Origin of the sequence: Bacillus sp. JJ783 (assembly GCF_036963225.1) — a bacterium.
Lineage (GTDB): Bacteria > Bacillota > Bacilli > Bacillales > Bacillaceae_G > Bacillus_A > Bacillus_A cereus_U.
On the sequence record NZ_JBALMG010000037.1, the window covers coordinates 176,706 to 195,865 of the forward strand.

Here is a 19,160-nt window from a genome sequence, read left to right on the forward strand (position 1 = left end):
CATTTCCCCCTAAGTTTATAATCCCAAAAACTTTTGTAACCGCTTAACTTTCTGTCTTTATTTTAATATGTTATACTTTTTACGTCAATAGGTTTTTAGTATAACACATTAAATATTTTAAAATTAAATTAGTATGCGATATTAACACAAAAAAACAGCCATATTTCATACCTACGACTGTTTCTTGTTAATTATTCTTCATACTCCGCATGCAAAGAAGTAGACGGAACAAGAAATTTAAAAAACTGAGCTAATTCCTCCGCCTCCTCTTCCGATCCTAACTTAAAAGTTTCTTGTATATATGGAACATTTTCTACATCATCTCGCCCAAGCAAAGTAGATCTCCCTGTTTGCATACAAACAATAAGTGGCTTTCCAAAAAACATATTTGTATAAATAACTCCAAAATCATAACGTGTATCATGCGTCATAAATCCTAAAAATCGTACCTTCACACTTTCATGCTCATCATACAATTTTTCAAACATGAGTTTCCACCTTTCTAAACAACACTTCCTATTCATAACATATTAAACAAAAAAAGTAATACTCCTTTTAATTGTCAAAAAATTCAGTAGGATGTAGAATGATATTATTCTACTAAACTAGGGGGAAATTTGTATGCAACACGCCTTTATCACACTTGTACCTAAATCTAATCAACAATCTGTTTCAATAGAAGATGTAAAACACCTTTTTCATAACTATAAAACCGTTACTTCCAAGACTGGTGATCAAATTAATTATGCTTATACAAATACAGCTTTTCCTTATGAAATATTAGATACATCAGCAACAACATTAAAACTCCAATCAAGTCACGATCGATATGATTCTATTTATGTGGGGATTGGAATAGAAAAGGAACAATCTTTCATTCAGGTTTCTTTACCTACTACAGCAACATTTGGTGATAAAGGAAAAGCAAATGAATTTAGCCGTTTTCTAGCGAAGAAATTAGAAGGAGAGTTACAACTATTTAATGGAAGAACAATGTATTTCTATAAACGTTAATTTAAAAAATAGAGAATAGAATTAAAAAGAGTATACAATTCGAACACGTAAGTAATAAAGCCTGCTTCCTTACGTGTAATAGAAAACATGCAATTACATATGCTAAATAAAGAAATACGAAAAAGAGAATTACTTTATAATGAAACTTATCACCATTCGATAATGTTAATACAATGGAAAAACCACTCCATAATAAAAAATGATAAAATATAACATGTAATATTTTCATGGAACCTTCTCCTTTGACATGCTCTATTTTATTAATATATGGGATTAAGTTTGAATCAATTACATATTATACAACGGCATATATTCTAACGATTCATTTAAAGTATTATATATTCATTCGACAAGTACATATAAAGACCTTGCAAGTCATTTTATGAAAATAAAAATAACCCATCTCTTTAAATAAGAGATGGGTTATTTACATTACTTAAATTATTTTACAATGTGAATTGGCATTCCAAGAGCAACTTCAGCTGCTTCCATTGTGATTTCACCTAATGTTGGGTGAGCATGGATTGTTTGAGCAATATCTTCAGCTGTCATTCCAGCTTCGATAGCTAAACCAATCTCAGAGATAATATCAGAAGCACCTGCACCTGCAACTTGTGCACCTACAAGAAGACCATCTTCTTTACGTGTTACAAGTTGTAAGAAACCGTCAGTGCTGTTTAATGATAACGCACGACCGTTTGCAGCGAATGGGAACTTAGATACAGCTACTGTCATTCCTGCTTCTTCCGCTTGTTTCTTAGTGTAACCAACAGATGCTAATTCTGGATCAGTGAAGCATACTGCAGGAATTCCGATGTAATCGATTGCTGATGCATGGCCACTAATTACTTCAACAGCTACTTTACCTTCGTAAGAAGCTTTGTGAGCTAATGGTGGTCCAGGAACGATATCACCGATTGCATAGATGTTTGGTACGTTTGTACGGCATTGCTCATCGATTTCGATGATACCGCGGTCAGTCATTTTAACTCCAACTTGCTCAAGACCGATTTCTTGAGTGTTTGGACGACGACCTACAGTTACTAATACGTAATCTGCTTCTACAGTTTGGATTTCACCTTTAACTTCAAAGCTAACTTTTACGCCAGTTTCTGTTTCTTCAACGCCTTTAGCCATAGCTTTTGTATGGATATTTACGTTACCTTTTTTCTGTAGAGCACGTTTAACAACAGAGCTCATAGCTTTTTCGAAACCAGCTAAGATTTCGTCGCCAGCTTCTACTACAGTAACTTCTGTACCGAAGTTAGCATATGCAGTACCTAATTCCATACCGATGTAACCGCCGCCGATTACAACAAGTTTTTTAGGAATTTCAGGTAAGCTTAAAGCGCCTGTAGAGTTGATAACACGTTTAGAGTATTTGAATCCAGGAATTTCGATTGGTGTAGAACCAGTTGCAAGAACAGCATTTTTAAACGTATAAGTTTGTGCTGCATCTTCAGTCATTACGCGTAATGTGTTAGCATCTACGAAGTAAGCTTCACCGCGAATGATTTCAACTTTGTTACCTTTAAGAAGGCCTTCAACACCGCCAGTTAATTTCTTAACTACGCCGTTTTTCCATTCTTGAACTTTTGTAAAGTCAACTTTTACGTTCTCTGCAGTGATACCCATGTCATCAGAATGCATTGCATTCTCATAACGATGACCTGCATTGATTAACGCTTTTGAAGGAATACATCCAACGTTTAAGCATACGCCACCAAGGTTAGCTTTTTCAATGATTGCTACCTTTTGACCTAATTGTGCTGCACGAATTGCCGCAACGTATCCACCAGGACCTGCACCAACAACGACTGTATCTAATTCAATTGGGAAATCTCCTACTACCATTGTTATTACGCCTCCATTACTAATAATTGTGGGTCATTCAATAGACGTTTAATTTGGTTTAATGCTTTTTGAGCAGTTGCGCCGTCAATTAAACGATGGTCAAAGCTTAGAGATAATGCTAATACTGGAGCTGCAACGATTTCACCGTTCTTCACAACTGGTTTCTCAGCGATACGGCCGATACCAAGGATTGCTACTTCTGGGTGATTGATAACTGGAGTGAACCATTGTCCACCTGCAGAACCAATGTTTGTAATTGTGCAAGAAGCACCTTTCATTTCAGTTGGAGCTAAACGACCGTCACGTGCTTTACCAGCAAGTTCATTGATCTCGTTAGAAATAGTAAAGATAGATTTACGATCTGTATCTTTAACAACTGGTACTAATAGACCTTTGTCTGTATCAGCTGCGATACCGATGTTGAAGTAATGTTTATGAACGATTTCTTGAGAAGCATCGTCTAAAGCAGTATTCAACATTGGGAATTCACGTAATGCAGATGTTAAAGCTTTTACAACGTATGGAAGGTAAGTTAATTTAATACCTTTGTCAGCTGCAACAGCTTTGAACTTCTTACGGTGAGCAACAAGTTCTGTTACATCTACTTCGTCCATTAATGTTACGTGAGGAGCTGTATGCTTAGAGTTAACCATTGCTTTCGCAATCGCTTTACGGATACCACTCATTTTCTCACGAGTTTCTGGATATTCACCAGCTGGGATTGGTTGTGCTTTTGGTGCTTCTTCTTTCGCTGCTGCTGCTGGAGTAGCTTCTACTGCTGCTGGAGCCTCAGTTGCTGCTACAGTTTGTCCACCATTTGCAAATGCATCGATGTCAGTTTTCACAACACGGCCGTTCTTACCAGAACCAGCTACTTTATGAATATCTACACCTTTTTCACGAGCATATTTACGAACAGATGGCATAGCGATTACACGCTCATTTACTACTTCTGCAGTTGCTGCTGGAGTAGCTTCCGCTGCTGGAGCTTCTACTGCTGCTTCTTCAGCTTTTGGAGCTTCATCATGATCGTCACCTTTAAATTTAAGGTTTTCGTATCCAGGAGCATCAAATTTAATTAATGTATCTCCTACAATTGCAACTGTTCCTTCTTCTACAAGTACTTCAAGTACTTTACCTTTAACAGGAGAAGGGATTTCTACTACTGCTTTATCATTTTGTACTTCAAGAAGTACATCGTCTTCATTTACTTCATCGCCTGGTTTAATAAACCATTTTACGATTTCACCTTCGTGGATACCTTCACCGATATCTGGTAGTTTAAATTCAAATGCCACGGAATTCAGCCCCCTGATTCATTTCATTATTATGGAATATGTACAAAAGAAACCAGCATGTGCTGATTTCTTTTGCACATGAAAAACTAAAAATTAGAAGTTCATTACTTTGTTAACAGCTTCAACAATATCTTTATGGTTTGGTAACCATACGCTCTCAGCTTGAGAGAATGGGAATACTGTATCAGCAGCTGCAACACGAACAACTGGAGCTTCTAAGTTTAAGATTGCACGGTCGTTAATTTCCGCTACAACGTTAGCTGCAATACCAGCTTGTTTTTGAGCTTCTTGAACTACAACTACGCGACCTGTTTTTTCAACAGAAGCAATGATTGTTTCGATATCTAATGGTTGAACTGTACGTAAGTCAACAACCTCTAAAGAGATACCTTCTTTTTCAAGTTCTTCAGCAGCTTTTAATGCAGCATGAACCATAGCACCATAAGCGATAACAGATACATCTGTACCTTCACGTTTGATATCAGCTTTACCTAAATCAATTGTGTAATCGCCTTCTGGTACATCTTGACGGAATGAACGGTACAATTTCATATGCTCTAAGTAGATAACTGGATCGTTGTCACGAATCGCAGAGATTAAAAGACCTTTTGCATCGTATGGAGTAGATGGAATAACAACTTTTAGACCAGGTTGTTGAGCCACTAATCCTTCTAAGCTATCAGCATGTAGTTCTGGAGTATGAACGCCACCACCGAATGGAGAACGAATTGTTACTGGAGCAGTCCAACGTCCACCAGAACGGTAACGCATACGAGCTAATTGACCAGAAACTGAATCCATTACTTCATAAATGAAACCGAAGAATTGGATTTCTGGAACTGGACGGAAGCCTTCAAGTGCAAGTCCAACTGCAAGTCCACCAATACCAGACTCTGCAAGTGGAGTATCCATTACACGATCTTCACCGAATTCAGCTTGTAAACCTTCAGTAGCACGGAATACTCCGCCGTTTACACCAACGTCTTCACCAAACACAAGTACGTTAGGATCATTTTTCATTTCAACGCGTAAAGCATCAGTGATTGCTTGAATCATTGTCATTTGAGCCATGGCTTACTTCGACTCCTTTTCTTTGTAAATTTCATATTGTTCAGCTAAGTTGTAAGGCATTTTTTCGTACATGATTTCCATTAAATCAGTAACTTTTTGTTTTGGAGCTTGGTCAGCCTTAGCAATTGCTTGTTTGATATCTTCTTTTGCTTCTTCGATTACTTTCTCTTCAACTTCTTGAGACCATAGGCCTTTGTTTTCTAAGAATGCACGGAAGCGTACGATTGGATCTTTTTGTTCCCATTCGTTTTCGATATCTTTTGTGCGGTAACGAGTTGGGTCATCACCAGCCATTGTATGTGGACCATAACGGAATGTTAAAGTCTCGATTAAAGTAGGGCCTTCGCCGTTTACTGCGCGCTCACGAGCGAATGCAGTTGCTGCGTATACAGCTAATGGATCCATACCGTCTACTTGAATTCCGTAAATACCTGCTGCTACTGCTTTTTGTGCTACAGTTTTAGCTGCAGATTGCTTTTCTACTGGAGTAGAGATTGCATAACGGTTGTTTTGTACAACGAAGATTGCTGGAGCTTTGAATGCACCCGCAAAGTTCATACCTTCGTAGAAGTCACCTTGTGAAGCACCACCGTCACCAGTGTAAGTAATTGCAACAGATTTTTTACCACGTAGTTTCATACCTAACGCAACACCAGCAGTTTGGATGATTTGCGCACCGATAATGATTTGTGGAGCAAGTGCATTTACATTCTCAGGCATTTGGTTACCCATGAAATGTCCACGAGAGAATAAGAATGCTTGATATAATGGTAGACCGTGCCACACTAATTGTGGAACATCACGATATCCTGGTAAGATGAAATCTTCTGCTTCAAGTGCGAAATGACTTGCTAATTGAGAAGCCTCTTGTCCAGCAGTTGGTGCGTAGAAACCTAAACGTCCTTGACGGTTTAAAGAAATAGAACGTTGATCTAGTACGCGAGTATACACCATACGGCGCATTAATTCTTTTAATTGATCATCAGATAATTCAGGCATAGCTGCTTCATTCACAACTTCGCCTTTTTCATTTAAAATTTGTAATGTTTCAAACTGAGCTGCGATAGCTTTCATTTGCTCATCAACATTAAATAGGGTCTTTTTTGTTTTAGTACCCATTCCGTTCACCTCTTCCTCTCTTGAACCATATTCTGAAACGCTTTCACTATCTATTAACTAGACTGAAAGCGCAACAATGTAAACCAACAAATTTGTCTGTCGGTTGAGAATAATTTTGTGTACCTAACAATCTGTACTAATGTTTTTTCAAAAACATATTAATACAATCTTGATCACGTTTTTTAGTTTACAACTATTCTAATTACGATGTCAATTACTTTGAATACGTTTTTTTATAAATAATATGCAGGTTTCCTCTACACAAACGTGTTTTTATTTTTCACATCTGTATTAGTAAGCAATAACCTACTGTTATATTATTCCCTTTTTAACTTGTTTTTTCTCTTAGAATAATATGTAAACGATTTAATTCTCTTTAGTTTTTCTCTCTTCTCAATAAAATTATACAAACACTTCTTCCTTTTATAGGTAAATACCTATACATTTCTGATCATTCCTCCATACATTATAGTAACCGCAGTATTAGCGGGAAATGATAAAGGAGGTCATCTCATGTACGGATACTCATATTGCTATCCAACAACTTGTTCATATCCTTCCTACGGTTATGGCGGTTCTTGTGGCGGATCTGGACGCGGCTTCGCCTTAATCGTTGTGTTGTTTATCCTTTTAATTATCGTTGGTGCTGCTTGCATTCGCTAATTAATGTAAAATGAAACAACTATGGAAAGAAACAGACGGCTTTGCCGTCTTTTCTTTTTATTACATAACTTATCTATAGAAAATTTGTTTCCAAGTAGCTCTTCCTTACTTGCCGATGACTTTTTTTATCTCCTTTGGTAGACTAAAGAAGAAAGGAGAGATTACATATGCTTACAATGAATGAGGTAATTCGTGAAGGAAATCCTATTTTGCGCGACGTCGCAGAAGAGGTCTCCTTACCTGCTAGCGAGGAAGATACAAATACTCTTAAAGAAATGATTGAATTTGTAATAAATAGCCAGGACCCTGAAATGGCTGAAAAATATAATTTACGCCCCGGAATCGGATTAGCGGCTCCGCAAATCGGTATTTCAAAGAAAATGATTGCGGTTCATGTAACTGATACGAACGATACGTTATATAGCTACGCATTATTTAACCCAAAAATCATTAGTCATTCTGTTGAACGTACATATTTACAAAATGGTGAAGGCTGTCTATCTGTAGACCGTGAAGTACCTGGTTATGTCCCTCGTTACACAAGAATTACAGTAAAGGCAACAACGATTAACGGTGAAGACGTAAAACTGCGATTAAAAGGTTTACCAGCAATTGTATTCCAACATGAAATCGACCATTTAAACGGTGTTATGTTCTATGACCATATTAATAAAGACAATCCATTTGTGGCTCCCGATGATTCAAAACCTCTCGAGCGATAATAGTAAAAAGGCGGAAGTTAACCTTCCGCCTTTTTATTATATGAAATGGGTTCCACACTTACTTATAACAAGCCAGCCCACTTTAATCCGTGATAAATACCGTCTTCATTAACATCTTTTGTCACATAATTAGCAAGTTTTTTCAAATCCTCATGACCATTCCCCATCACAATGCCCGTTCCTACTGCTTCAATCATTTCTAAATCATTTAATCCGTCCCCAAATGCATATACTTGTTCACGATTAAATCCTATTTTCTCAATAAACTTCTCAATCCCTTTTGCCTTAGAACCACCATTAGGAATAATATCCATTGAATATGCATGCCAGCGTATAAAATGAAAATCTGGATAATGATGAATAAACTTTTCTTCTTCGTTTACTTCACAAAAAAGAAGCGTTTGATAAATATCGCGTTTCTCATAAAAATCAGGTTCATATGCAGGATGCTCGAATTGTAAGCTTCCAAAACCTTCTTTTACATAATCATGATATTCCACTGACGCTCTCATTTCTCGATGGTCAAGATATACAAGTGGATATCCTTCTTGTTTTGCAAACTGAGTAAACTTATGTAGAGCATCAGGATGTAATGGATTATTAAATAATACCTCATCCTCAAATACAACATACTGTCCGTTAAAACTAACATAATTATGTATATTGAGTTCCTCACGAATATCTTCAAACATAAATGGCGCACGCCCTGTCGCAATCGCTACATGCACACCTTTTTCTTGTAAATCTCTTACTGCATCTCTTGTAGATTGTGGAATTTTTTTATCATGATCTAATAATGTTCCATCAATATCAAAAAAGACAATTTTATCATTCATTTGTCAAAATCCTTTCTGGCACTCTATATTCCTATTTTGATTATCACTTTTCAAATTTCAAAAAAAAGTATAACATATTAAACATCTGTGAAGAAAGCGTTCACTTTCTGACCTTATTTATGAAATGTGCATATATATATTAGTGAAAAATGTGGATACTTGTTCGGATGAATTTTCTTTTCTATTCTTTCTCATACTATACCTATAACTAACGGCTACTAATCGTTACTACAGGATAACTAGTACTGTACTGGAAAGGACAAGATTCACAATCAACTTCTAAACCTTCTTTCTTATACGGGGACGGAGTTATCATTAGTAATATGCATGTTTAAAATAAGGAAAGGAAGGAGTAATCATGCTGAAGAAGCTGAAGAAAAAGCTCAAGCGTTATTTAAACGATTTAGTCCGTAAGAAGACAATCGCTTAAATTGTGCCCATTTCGGGCTTTTTCTTCATTCTCATTCGAAAAAACATGAAAATCGTGACTGTTTGCTTTATAATAAGTAACAGATAATGCAAAACATAGACAAGGAGAGGTTTTCCCAATGATTTTTAAAGTATTTTATCAAGAAAAATTAACTGAGGTCCCAGTACGTGAAAATACAAAAGTTTTATATTTAGAGGCTACGTCTCAAAAGGATGTTCGTAAAAAATTACAAAAGTTCGCATATAATATCGAGTTCGTTCAGTCTGTTACTGGTGCTCATCTTGAATATGAAAAACAAAACGCTGATTTAATATTAGCGGAGATCGTATAGTCATATGAAATTCCTAAAAAATGATCAAGCTGCCGTTTTTGCCCTCGGTGGTCTTGGTGAAATCGGTAAAAATACATATGCTGTTCAATTTCAAGATGAAATTATTATAATTGACGCTGGAATTAAATTTCCGGAAGACGAACTCCTCGGGATCGATTATGTAATACCAGATTACACTTATTTTGTGCGAAACGAAGATAAAATTAAAGGGTTATTCATTACACATGGTCACGAAGATCATATCGGTGGAATTCCTTATCTATTACGTCAAGTAAACATTCCAATTTACGGCGGAAAATTAGCAATTGCCCTAATAAAAAACAAATTAGAAGAGCACGGATTACTTCGTAAAGCAAAACTTTATGAAATTCAAGAAGATGATGTTATTAAATTTAAAAAGACATCTGTTTCCTTCTTCCGTACAACTCACAGTATTCCGGATTCATACGGAGTTGTTGTGAAAACACCTCAAGGACAAGTCGTTCATACAGGTGATTTTAAATTTGATTTCACACCAGTCGGCGAGCCAGCAGATTTAACAAAAATGGCCGAAATCGGAAAAGACGGTGTACTTTGTCTCTTATCTGATAGTACAAACAGTGAGGTGCCAAACTTTACGATGTCTGAGCGCCGCGTTGGTGATAGTATTCAAGATATATTCCGCAAAGTAGACGGTCGTATTATATTCGCAACCTTTGCATCGAATATCCATCGCTTACAACAAGTTGTTGAGGCTGCTGTTGAAAACAATCGTAAAGTAGCTGTATTCGGTCGAAGTATGGAAGCAGCTATTGAAATCGGACAAAACCTTGGTTATATCCGATGTCCAAAGGATACATTCATAGACACATCTCAGCTAAACCGCCTACCAGCTAATAAAGTTGTTATGCTATGTACAGGTAGTCAAGGGGAGCCGATGGCAGCACTTTCACGTATTGCCAATGGTACACATCGTCAAATTCAAATTATCCCTGGCGATACAGTTGTTTTCTCTTCTTCACCAATCCCAGGCAATACAATTAGTGTAAGTCGTACAATTAATATGTTGTACCGCGCTGGCGCTGATGTAATCCATGGTAAACTCTCAAATATTCATACGAGTGGACACGGTGGACAAGAAGAACAAAAGTTAATGCTACGTCTTATTAAGCCGAAATATTTCATGCCAATTCATGGTGAATATCGTATGCAACGTATGCATATGAAATTAGCGAATGATTGTGGTATTCCAGAAGAAAATTGTTTCATTATGGATAATGGGGATGTTCTCGCTTTACGTTCTGATGAAGCAAGCGTAGCTGGGAAAATCCCATCTGGCTCTGTCTATATCGATGGAAATGGTATTGGAGATATCGGTAATATCGTATTACGTGATCGTCGTATTCTTTCTGAAGAAGGACTCGTTATTGTAGTTGTAAGCATTGATATGAAAGAATTTAAAGTTGCAGCAGGACCTGATATCATCTCACGTGGTTTCGTTTATATGCGTGAAAGCAGCGATTTAATCAACGATGCTCAAACATTAATTACAACACATTTAGAAAAAGTAATGGAACGAAAAACAACACAATGGTCTGAAATTAAAAATGAGATTACAGACACATTAGCACCATTCTTATACGAAAAAACGAAACGTCGTCCAATGATTTTACCAATCATTATGGAAATATAAGAAAAAGGACAATGCCTCCTCGGCATTGTCCTTTTCTCTTATCTTAAAAAATGCTTAAAACGATCTACTTCATCGTCATGACCAATTACAATTAATATATCTCCCGCCTGAATGTTTTCTGTAGCTCGAGGAGATACGATAACTTCTTTTCCACGTTTAATTGCTACAATGTTCAAACCAAACTTCGCACGAATATCTAATTCAATTAAAGAGTGCCCATCAATTTTTTTATTTGCGATAATCTCTACAATACTATGCTCATCTGAAAGCTCTAGATAATCTAACACATTACTTGATGCGATATTATTAGCAATCCTTTTTCCCATATCTCGTTCTGGATGCACAATATGATCTGCCCCTATTTTACTTAACACTTTTTCATGATAGTCATTTTGAGCTTTTACAGTAATATTTTTCACACCTAATTCTTTCAAAATTAACGTTGTTAAAATACTTGAATTCAAATTATCTCCAATAGCAACGACTACATGATCAAAATTACGAATACCAAGACTTTTTAATACCATCTCATCTGTTGAATCTGCAATTACAGCATGCGAAGCTATATTTGCAAACTCATTAATTTTATCCTCATCTGAGTCAATTGCCATTACTTCCATACCTAATTGAGCTAATTCACGGCAAATACTTCCACCAAAACGGCCAAGCCCAATAACAGCAAATTCTTTCTCTTTTTCACTCACAGGAATTCCTCCAATAACATCAAGTACTATGTACTTTTATTGTAACATACTTTAAATTTGCTACAAAAACCTGTATATACTTCTTATTTTTGTTTTTGCATATAAAAATACTGTTGTAAATAAAACGCGATACCGAAAATTAACATACCAAATACAAATATATTTCCAAATGAACTAAATGTTTCAAAAACGAACAATAGCGTTTCTTGTCCAAAAAAAGCAAATAAAAGTTGTGTAAATGCGAATAACAGTGCCAATATGTAATGATGTTGATGGAATAAATAATGTGTTGCGCCTAAAAAAGCTACAAGCGAAACAATGAAGATCCACCAAGTTTCTAAAAACAATTGCCAATTAGTAAATTGATATCCATTTACTAATATCGCAATAATTCCTATAACTGCCATCGTCGGCACACTCCATAATAATGCACGCCCTCTAAAGAAGCGCGCACCTTTTGCATCTCCTTTTTCATTTGCGATGTATGTTAGCACGACAGTACTTATGTACAAAACAGAGAGGATTGTTAAAACAATGATAAGCCAAAAATGTAATTGATAATATTCATGCTCTATATTCGTCACAATTGCAGCTAACATACATGGAATAAACATCCCTGTCCAACCATCTATTTTTCTTTCGTTCCAAAACACCGTATTACCAATCCGAATTCCTAATAACATAAAAATAATGATACCTAGTACAAATAACGTAGTCTTATTCCCCACTAAACTCGTTGAGAAAGCAATTAATCCAATAAATAAAAAAAGAACAAATCCATTCATAATTTCTAGTACAGGTGACAAATATCTTTTCACCCATTTGTATGTTTCTTCATATTCACTATTATTTGCTAAACGATAGGCGTAAAAACTTATCCCAAAATAAACCGCCGCAATAATAACATATGCATATAAGACGAAACATAAAATCGCACTGCTAATTTGCACGTAATTCCCCACCCTTTTTTCTATGTATCACATTGATTTTACACACTTTTCATACTAAAAGTAAACCTGTATAAGTTAGTTAAATAATTATCTTACCTATTAGTACTAATTAATAATGAGCAGTGGCTAAAAACCCCTGCTCATTATTAAGACGTCAAATTTAACTCTACTCATTTGTATGAAGATGTCTAACACTAACAAATACAAAAGATGTTTTCGTCTCGGAACTAAAAAATCCCCACTCTAAACTGTTGCACAATTAGCGAGTAAGTTCACTTTCTATTTCCCTTCCACTTCACATATTGATTTAAAAATACAATCGCTTTCTCAATAACCTCTTCGTCTGGTTTTAATTTCGCATGATGTAAACCATATTCTGAATTTACTCCAAGCCAAAACATAAATCCAGGTATCTCTCGAAGCATATAACCGAAGTCTTCACCTGTCATTGCCTCCGTACATGTAATTACGTCCATATTCGTTTGTTCACGTGTAAATTGCATAAACTCTCTCGTTAACTCTTCATTGTTATACACTTGATGATACATCGCTCCGTAGTCAATAACAGCTTCACATTGAAAGGAAGCTTCTATTCCCGCAACAATTGCCTCAATTCGGCTTTTAACACGTTTCATTGATTCCACTGATAGCGTTCGAATTGTTCCTTCTAAACGAGACTTTTCTGCGATAATGTTTTGAACTGTACCACCTGTAATTTTCCCAATTGTAATGACCGCACTGTCAAGGGGATCCACATTACGACTAATAACTGATTGAAGTTGTGTAACGAGATGACTCGCTGCAACAATCATATCATTTGCTGTATGCGGATATGCAGCATGTCCACCTTTTCCTTTTAAATCAACGTATAACTCTGATGTATTCGCAAATAATAAACCTTCTTTTGTCGCAATTGTTCCCACAGAGTATTCAGGCGCAATATGAAGTCCAAGAATCATATTAGGCTTCCATTCTTTTAACTCATCACTTTCTAACATAGGAAGTGCACCACCTGGACCTTCTTCAGCTGGTTGGAATATAAATACAAGATCATCATCTATTCTTTCGCTTACAGCCGCTGTTAGAAGGCCTAAACCGATTGTTGCATGCAAATCATGTCCACATGCATGCATCATTCCTTCATGGACAGAAGAGAATTCATATCCAGTTTCCTCTGTAATAGGTAGACCGTCTATATCTGCACGATAACCTATTATTTTTTCAGGATTTTTCCCATTTACTTTAACAATTACACCTGTTTTCCATGTTCTCACTTCCAAACATTCGTTAGGAAGCGTTCCTATATAATCTAAAATATACTGTTGTGTTTTCCACTCTTTAAATCCTATTTCCGGAATTTTATGTAAATCTCTACGAACTTGGACAAATTTGCTTACTGTCATTTTTGCACCTCTATCTATAAAAAGCGTAAGAGCACATTCATGCTCTTACGCTTTTTGTTTTTTATTTCTCTGGGTTTAATTGACGAAGCTCTTGTTTGATTTCAGTTTTTGCTTTTGTCTTCTCATCAATTTCTTTAATTACACGTGCCGGAGTTCCCGCAACAACTGTATATGGAGGCACATCTTCTGTTACAACAGCTCCTGCTGCTACAACTGCACCTTTACCTACTGTAACGCCTTCTAGAACCACTACATTTGCACCAATTACAACATCATCTTCAACGATAACTGGTTTTGCAGAAGGTGGCTCAATAACACCGGCAAGTACAGCACCTGCACCTACGTGACAATTTTTACCAACCGTTGCACGTCCACCAAGCACTGCGTTCATGTCGATCATAGTACCTTCACCAATTACAGCACCGATGTTAATTGTTGCATTCATCATGATAACAGCGTTGTCACCAATTTCTACATGGTCACGAATAATCGCGCCTGGCTCAATACGAGCTTTGATACCTTTTAAATCAAGCATTGGAATTGCAGAATTACGACGGTCGTTCTCAACTACATAGTCAACAATGTGCTTGTTATTTTCATTAAGAATTGTCTTAATTTCAGACCATTCTCCGAATAATACACCAGATTTTTTATTTACAAATGCTTGTACCGTTTCAGGGAATGTTACTTCTTTTAAATCCCCTTTTATGTATACCTTTACAGGAGTTTTCTTTTCACTGTTTTGAATAAACGAAATAATTTCGTTAGCGTCCATCATTTTCATTCTTGTTGCCTCCTAAATCCATTTATAATGTTACTCTACCAAACGATAGGGCGAGTAGCAAGACAATAATCTTATTTTTCCATTTGAATTTCTTCTATAATTTCTAAAAATGCTTGTACTTGCTTCAACTGCCTTGCCGAGTCACTCGTCAATAACCATGTTTCTCTCGTTAATTGAACAGGTGTTTTATACATATTTTCCTGCACTTCTTTTAAAACAGTCGAAGGTAAAAGAGCATAACCTATTCCATTTAAAACAAGCTGTTTGCACGTTTCAATTTGGTCAACTACAATCGTTCGCTTAGGTGGATTTGAAAATAATCCATACCACCAATTTTGTATTTGTCCATAGTAAGTCGAATCACTTTTAAATTGAATAAATGGTCTATTTGTCTCTTTTAACATCGAAATATCTTTTATTTCTTTATCAACTAAATATAATTCATCTTCAAATAATTGTTGTTTCTGCCCTTTGTATTCTTGTGATCCTCTCAGTATAGCAACATGAACGTCTCCTTCATAAAATTGCTTTTGCACTTCACTACTCCAGCCAGTAAACAGAGATATCTTCACAGAAGGATACTTATGCACAAATTTTTTCAAAACAGGTGGAAGCCAATATTGCCCAATGACTGATGCAACAGCTATTTTTAACGTTCCGTATGTTTCCGTTCTAAAAAGAGCCAGTTCACTTTTAATATCCTCTTCCCGTTGTAACATTTCTTTTGCATAATTTGCAACTTTTTCCCCTTCAGGTGTAATTGTTAATCCTTTTTGTGAACGAATAAAAAATTTCATTCCCCATTGTTTCTCCATAGATTGTAATCGTTGACTAAGCGCAGGTTGGGAAACAAATAAACGTTCCGCCGCTTTTCTCATATTTGATTCCTGAGCTAACACAACCATCATTTGAAAATCATCAATTTGCAACTTTCTCCCTCTTTCCTTAGCTTCCATACACCTAATTTTAATAAGTATTTCATCCTTAATTTAATTGCATACTTTTATACATTAGAACGGTTTGTTAGTTCAAACTTTTCTTATGCTTTATGTCTTTTTAAATATAATACATACACAACTGATATGCACGAAAAAAAGTGACTTCGCCTTTTCTGTGAAGTCACTTTCCCTACGTTATCGATTATGCTGTCTCACTTTTTTATTCAACAATTTTAAAATAGCCCGCCGTGTTAAAATACCCTCGAAGTAACCTTCTTCATTGACAGCGCAAATAAAAGGATGATCAATTGTCATTTCTAAAGCTTTTGCAAAAGAATCTTCTAACATAAGAACTGGAATCTCTTCCTTCATCACTTGTTCCACTTTCATATTCTCAAGTCTTTCAAACTCAATGCGCTCTAATCCTAAAATACCATCTAAAATCATAGCAGTACTAATTAACCCATGTAATTTATACATAGGGTCTAAAACAGGAATCGCCGAATATCCAGATTTCACAAGAACGAGTAAAGCATGTTCTAGACCATTCCCTATTTGTACATGTGCTACTTTATCTGATGAAATCATTAAATCCTTCACAAGAATTTGTTGAAACTCGTCTTTCGGAATACTAATCATGTTACATCCCCCATTTTCCCTTTTTCCTGCTAATATTCTCCGATCCTATTCACATTTTATGATAGCGTTTTCATATTATTATTTTGTCCTGACATTCTTCTAATAAAAATACATAACTATTTTAGCATATAACATAAAAAAAAGACTACCATTCCGGTAGTGCTTAATACCCTTTATTTTTTAATCGGTAAAACAATCTTGTGATTTTTTTATATTGCGTCACATCTGTCTGTTTTAAACCATTCTCAATGTCTGTAAGCTCCACCGCTAAAATTTCGCTCGCGTAATTTTGCTGAAACAGAATATCCAACAATAAATTTTCTTCTTCTCTTGTTAAAACAAATTCCTTTTCCATATGCTCCTCTCCTTGCACTCGCATCATCACTCTCATTATATAAATTTTTCAGTCTATTTAACAGATGTAATATTCAGTTTTTGTTAGAAATACTTAACGACTGCGAATATATAGACATCATTTCACATTATTTCGTATATCTGTTCGCATAACTAAATGCCGCATAAGCATCTGGTTTAATTTTCGCTGTTAATCCCATTGCTTGAATTTTCATCGTCATATCTAAAATAAATTCTTTTGTTAAACCATCATTCCCGATATCTAAATGAATTTCCATTATGAATCCTGCTCCATCTTGAGCGTATGGGTGCAATAAATCCCATATTGTTTGTATATGATTGGGAGTAAATAAATAGGCGATTTCTTGACTAAACTGTGTTTCTAAATATATTTTCTCTCGCAACGTTGCTGGCTTATTTTTCACTGATTTATGATGCAAACATCCCCATGCTCCTTTTCCAACCCGATGAATATGTATCGCTGTAATAAACCTCGTATCCTTTTGATGCGCTTGTGAGTCTGTCCCAATAGATAATCGATATAAATTTCGTGGATCCTTTTCAATGAAACTACAAATACGGTTAAATACCATATCAAAATTCAAATGTCTCTCTGAAACATTATAAAATGTATGCTCACCGTCCACATAGTCACGTCCTTTCAATTAGACAGACTTTTCGTATTCTCATTGTATGGGACAAAAATAAAAATTATAACTTACTACCCTTTATTCGTTTCAATATTTCGAATTACATAATTACAAAACCTACATGTATAAATTACATTTTGATTAGACTGGGCGGTTAATACATGATTAATTTCAGCATGACTGTGACAATTAGGACAAATAACAATCGGTAAGCGTTCCATCCTTTGCACCTCCTATTAATATTTACTATCATTGTAGGAAAAATAAAAAATTCCTATACATATACATTTGTAAAAAACCTTTTATTTAATCGCGACTTAAATTGCAACCTCTACTACCTGTATAGCCCATTAATTAATATAACTAAAAAAGGTACCGCCATTTGGCAGTACCTTTTTTATATGTATCAATTAATGATATCATAAATCTCAATTGCAACCATATCGATGTTATCGAATTGATACACTTGAGGTTTTTCACCTTGTTGATACACTTCTAATTCATACATTTCACTTTTATCGAAAAATTTCACGCTACATTTGCGCTCACCGTTCACTTCAAAATAGCGTTGTGCTACTTCACCGCTTTCAGCTTGTTCTTGTAGACTAACAAGTCGAGTTAAAATTCCTTGGAGTAGAGACATGAAATCTCTCCTTTCTCTGATCTTCCTACCAATAGGTTTTACAGCTATACTCATTCTATCCGTCATAACAGAAAAAACGTTCCACAATCTAGGATAAAGGTTCTTGACCAGAAACTCAACTAAAATTTGTCGAAATAAGAAGTAAAAAGATGAAAGAGCATCTTTTTACTTCTTTATTGCGCTTTTTATACTGGCAGAATATAATAAAAAACAGAAAAAGGGAGGAATTACAATGAAAAAAATTGAGGTTTATACACAACCAGATTGTCCGCCTTGTACCATTGTGAAAGAATTTTTAAAACATAATAACGTTGTATATGAGGAATTTGACGTAAAAAAAGACGCTGCTGCACGCAATCGTCTTTTATATGACTATGAATCCTATTCAACTCCAACAGTTGTAATTGACGGAGAAGTTGTCGCAGGTTTTCAAATTGAAAAATTACAACAGCTACTCGGTATAGAATAGGAATAGGGGACACATATCCCTATTCTCATAATTGTTGTAACCTTTTTATTTCAGTCAACAGTTCCTGACTTTCATGATACCCTGCTAGTTTCCATTTTCCATTATCTTTTTGCAATGTCACAATTTGATATTGTCCACTCTTTGCCCGCTCGTAGACATATAAATTTTTATGCTCTTCATCATAAGACATTTTTGTTTCTGAATTAAAGGAAAACGGAGCTTCTTTTGCTGGAAGTAAATATTCACCACTTTGTTTTTCATTTCTACTGTTTTCATCTGTAAAAACTTGAAGGAAATTATTTGTAAAATATGGTGATAACGTCTCTATCATCTTATTCATAGATATTTGCTTCCCGCGAATTGAAAATTGCGTCTCATAACCTTTTTTTATCGTTGTAAACACTTCTTTCCGATCCACTTTCACTTCTTCTTTTCCTAAAACAGTTGTGACACTATAGCCAACTAGAAAGGCAACACATATAAATAGAACAAACCATATTCCATATTTCTTCATTTTTTCACCTTCCTTTTAAAAGAGCTTGTCTTTGTAGTATTCATTGTAACAATGATTATGCAAAGAAAGGGATGATTTCGTTCGTAAAATCTTTACAACGAT

General features: G+C 35.5%; 24 protein-coding genes. 6 read left to right on the top strand and 18 right to left on the bottom strand.

Annotated elements, in window-relative coordinates:
* Nucleotides 1-191 precede the first annotated feature (191 nt).
* The gene (locus tag V7038_RS08405; RefSeq protein WP_000462037.1) at nucleotides 192-488 is read right to left on the bottom strand and encodes a DUF3055 domain-containing protein; all 297 of its coding nucleotides are present in this window, start codon (nucleotides 486-488) and stop codon (nucleotides 192-194) included.
* Nucleotides 489-621: 133 nt separating this feature from the next.
* On the opposite strand from V7038_RS08405, the gene V7038_RS08410 reads away from it, so the two are divergent.
* Nucleotides 622-1,014, top strand: a complete 393-nt coding sequence (locus tag V7038_RS08410) for a DUF1885 family protein (RefSeq protein ID WP_002014853.1) — start codon at nucleotides 622-624, stop codon at nucleotides 1,012-1,014.
* A 1-nt stretch (nucleotide 1,015) separates the two neighbouring features.
* On the opposite strand, the gene V7038_RS08415 is transcribed toward V7038_RS08410, so the two are convergent.
* The 5 genes from V7038_RS08415 to pdhA form a co-directional block, all read right to left on the bottom strand.
* Nucleotides 1,016-1,243, bottom strand: coding sequence for a hypothetical protein (locus tag V7038_RS08415; RefSeq protein WP_002111500.1), 228 nt, complete (start codon nucleotides 1,241-1,243; stop codon nucleotides 1,016-1,018).
* Nucleotides 1,244-1,455: 212 nt separating this feature from the next.
* The gene (gene lpdA / locus V7038_RS08420) at nucleotides 1,456-2,868 is read right to left on the bottom strand and encodes a dihydrolipoyl dehydrogenase (protein ID WP_000260105.1); all 1,413 of its coding nucleotides are present in this window, start codon (nucleotides 2,866-2,868) and stop codon (nucleotides 1,456-1,458) included.
* Nucleotides 2,869-2,873: 5 nt separating this feature from the next.
* A complete protein-coding gene (gene pdhC, locus V7038_RS08425) occupies nucleotides 2,874-4,166 on the bottom strand; it encodes a pyruvate dehydrogenase complex dihydrolipoyllysine-residue acetyltransferase (protein WP_002111501.1) in 1,293 nt (430 codons plus the stop codon).
* A gap of 93 nt (nucleotides 4,167-4,259) precedes the next feature.
* Nucleotides 4,260-5,237: a pyruvate dehydrogenase complex E1 component subunit beta gene (pdhB, locus tag V7038_RS08430; protein WP_000068162.1), complete on the bottom strand. Its 978-nt coding sequence runs from the start codon at nucleotides 5,235-5,237 to the stop codon at nucleotides 4,260-4,262.
* A 3-nt stretch (nucleotides 5,238-5,240) separates the two neighbouring features.
* Nucleotides 5,241-6,356, bottom strand: a complete 1,116-nt coding sequence (gene pdhA / locus V7038_RS08435; RefSeq protein WP_000536893.1) for a pyruvate dehydrogenase E1 component subunit alpha — start codon at nucleotides 6,354-6,356, stop codon at nucleotides 5,241-5,243.
* 513 nt (nucleotides 6,357-6,869) lie between these two features.
* On the opposite strand from pdhA, the gene V7038_RS08440 reads away from it, so the two are divergent.
* Entirely contained in the window at nucleotides 6,870-7,019 is a 150-nt protein-coding gene (locus tag V7038_RS08440; protein ID WP_000274565.1) for a YjcZ family sporulation protein, read from the top strand.
* 167 nt (nucleotides 7,020-7,186) lie between these two features.
* Nucleotides 7,187-7,741, top strand: coding sequence for a peptide deformylase (def, locus tag V7038_RS08445; RefSeq protein WP_002014846.1), 555 nt, complete (start codon nucleotides 7,187-7,189; stop codon nucleotides 7,739-7,741).
* A gap of 62 nt (nucleotides 7,742-7,803) precedes the next feature.
* Here def and V7038_RS08450 read toward each other — a convergent pair whose 3' ends face one another.
* Nucleotides 7,804-8,577, bottom strand: coding sequence for a Cof-type HAD-IIB family hydrolase (locus V7038_RS08450; RefSeq protein WP_002111504.1), 774 nt, complete (start codon nucleotides 8,575-8,577; stop codon nucleotides 7,804-7,806).
* 548 nt (nucleotides 8,578-9,125) lie between these two features.
* Between V7038_RS08450 and V7038_RS08455 the strand changes: the two genes are divergently transcribed.
* On the top strand, nucleotides 9,126-9,338 hold the full coding sequence (locus V7038_RS08455) for a DNA-dependent RNA polymerase subunit epsilon (RefSeq protein WP_000576437.1): 213 nt from the start codon (nucleotides 9,126-9,128) through the stop codon (nucleotides 9,336-9,338).
* A gap of 4 nt (nucleotides 9,339-9,342) precedes the next feature.
* Complete coding sequence (gene rnjA, locus V7038_RS08460) at nucleotides 9,343-11,010, top strand: ribonuclease J1 (protein ID WP_002014844.1); 1,668 nt, start codon at nucleotides 9,343-9,345, stop codon at nucleotides 11,008-11,010.
* 38 nt (nucleotides 11,011-11,048) lie between these two features.
* On the opposite strand, the gene V7038_RS08465 is transcribed toward rnjA, so the two are convergent.
* From V7038_RS08465 to V7038_RS08510, 10 genes are all read right to left on the bottom strand, one after another.
* Nucleotides 11,049-11,714 carry a potassium channel family protein gene (locus tag V7038_RS08465; RefSeq protein WP_001290442.1) on the bottom strand — a complete coding sequence of 222 codons (666 nt, stop codon included), beginning with the start codon at nucleotides 11,712-11,714 and terminating at the stop codon, nucleotides 11,049-11,051.
* 83 nt (nucleotides 11,715-11,797) lie between these two features.
* Entirely contained in the window at nucleotides 11,798-12,664 is an 867-nt protein-coding gene (locus tag V7038_RS08470; protein WP_002111505.1) for a hypothetical protein, read from the bottom strand.
* Nucleotides 12,665-12,936: 272 nt separating this feature from the next.
* Nucleotides 12,937-14,067 carry an N-acetyldiaminopimelate deacetylase gene (locus tag V7038_RS08475; RefSeq protein WP_002111506.1) on the bottom strand — a complete coding sequence of 377 codons (1,131 nt, stop codon included), beginning with the start codon at nucleotides 14,065-14,067 and terminating at the stop codon, nucleotides 12,937-12,939.
* A 61-nt stretch (nucleotides 14,068-14,128) separates the two neighbouring features.
* Nucleotides 14,129-14,851, bottom strand: a complete 723-nt coding sequence (gene dapD / locus V7038_RS08480) for a 2,3,4,5-tetrahydropyridine-2,6-dicarboxylate N-acetyltransferase (protein WP_335469816.1) — start codon at nucleotides 14,849-14,851, stop codon at nucleotides 14,129-14,131.
* 71 nt (nucleotides 14,852-14,922) lie between these two features.
* Nucleotides 14,923-15,807 (bottom strand): LysR family transcriptional regulator, encoded by an 885-nt coding sequence (locus V7038_RS08485; protein ID WP_033714019.1) that lies wholly within the window; start codon nucleotides 15,805-15,807, stop codon nucleotides 14,923-14,925.
* A gap of 177 nt (nucleotides 15,808-15,984) precedes the next feature.
* On the bottom strand, nucleotides 15,985-16,428 hold the full coding sequence (cbpB, locus tag V7038_RS08490) for a cyclic-di-AMP-binding protein CbpB (protein WP_002066926.1): 444 nt from the start codon (nucleotides 16,426-16,428) through the stop codon (nucleotides 15,985-15,987).
* Nucleotides 16,429-16,591: 163 nt separating this feature from the next.
* Nucleotides 16,592-16,783, bottom strand: coding sequence for an antirepressor AbbA (gene abbA / locus V7038_RS08495; protein WP_002145987.1), 192 nt, complete (start codon nucleotides 16,781-16,783; stop codon nucleotides 16,592-16,594).
* Between the two features lie 127 nt (nucleotides 16,784-16,910).
* Nucleotides 16,911-17,429 carry a ribonuclease H-like YkuK family protein gene (locus V7038_RS08500; protein ID WP_002111508.1) on the bottom strand — a complete coding sequence of 173 codons (519 nt, stop codon included), beginning with the start codon at nucleotides 17,427-17,429 and terminating at the stop codon, nucleotides 16,911-16,913.
* Nucleotides 17,430-17,503: 74 nt separating this feature from the next.
* A complete protein-coding gene (locus V7038_RS08505) occupies nucleotides 17,504-17,653 on the bottom strand; it encodes a hypothetical protein (RefSeq protein ID WP_002033828.1) in 150 nt (49 codons plus the stop codon).
* Nucleotides 17,654-17,838: 185 nt separating this feature from the next.
* On the bottom strand, nucleotides 17,839-18,075 hold the full coding sequence (locus V7038_RS08510) for a YkuJ family protein (RefSeq protein ID WP_002111509.1): 237 nt from the start codon (nucleotides 18,073-18,075) through the stop codon (nucleotides 17,839-17,841).
* Nucleotides 18,076-18,307: 232 nt separating this feature from the next.
* On the opposite strand from V7038_RS08510, the gene V7038_RS08515 reads away from it, so the two are divergent.
* On the top strand, nucleotides 18,308-18,544 hold the full coding sequence (locus tag V7038_RS08515) for a glutaredoxin family protein (RefSeq protein ID WP_002111510.1): 237 nt from the start codon (nucleotides 18,308-18,310) through the stop codon (nucleotides 18,542-18,544).
* 25 nt (nucleotides 18,545-18,569) lie between these two features.
* On the opposite strand, the gene V7038_RS08520 is transcribed toward V7038_RS08515, so the two are convergent.
* Nucleotides 18,570-19,058 (bottom strand): DUF3993 domain-containing protein, encoded by a 489-nt coding sequence (locus V7038_RS08520; RefSeq protein WP_335469819.1) that lies wholly within the window; start codon nucleotides 19,056-19,058, stop codon nucleotides 18,570-18,572.
* Between the last annotated feature and the right edge of the window lie 102 nt (nucleotides 19,059-19,160).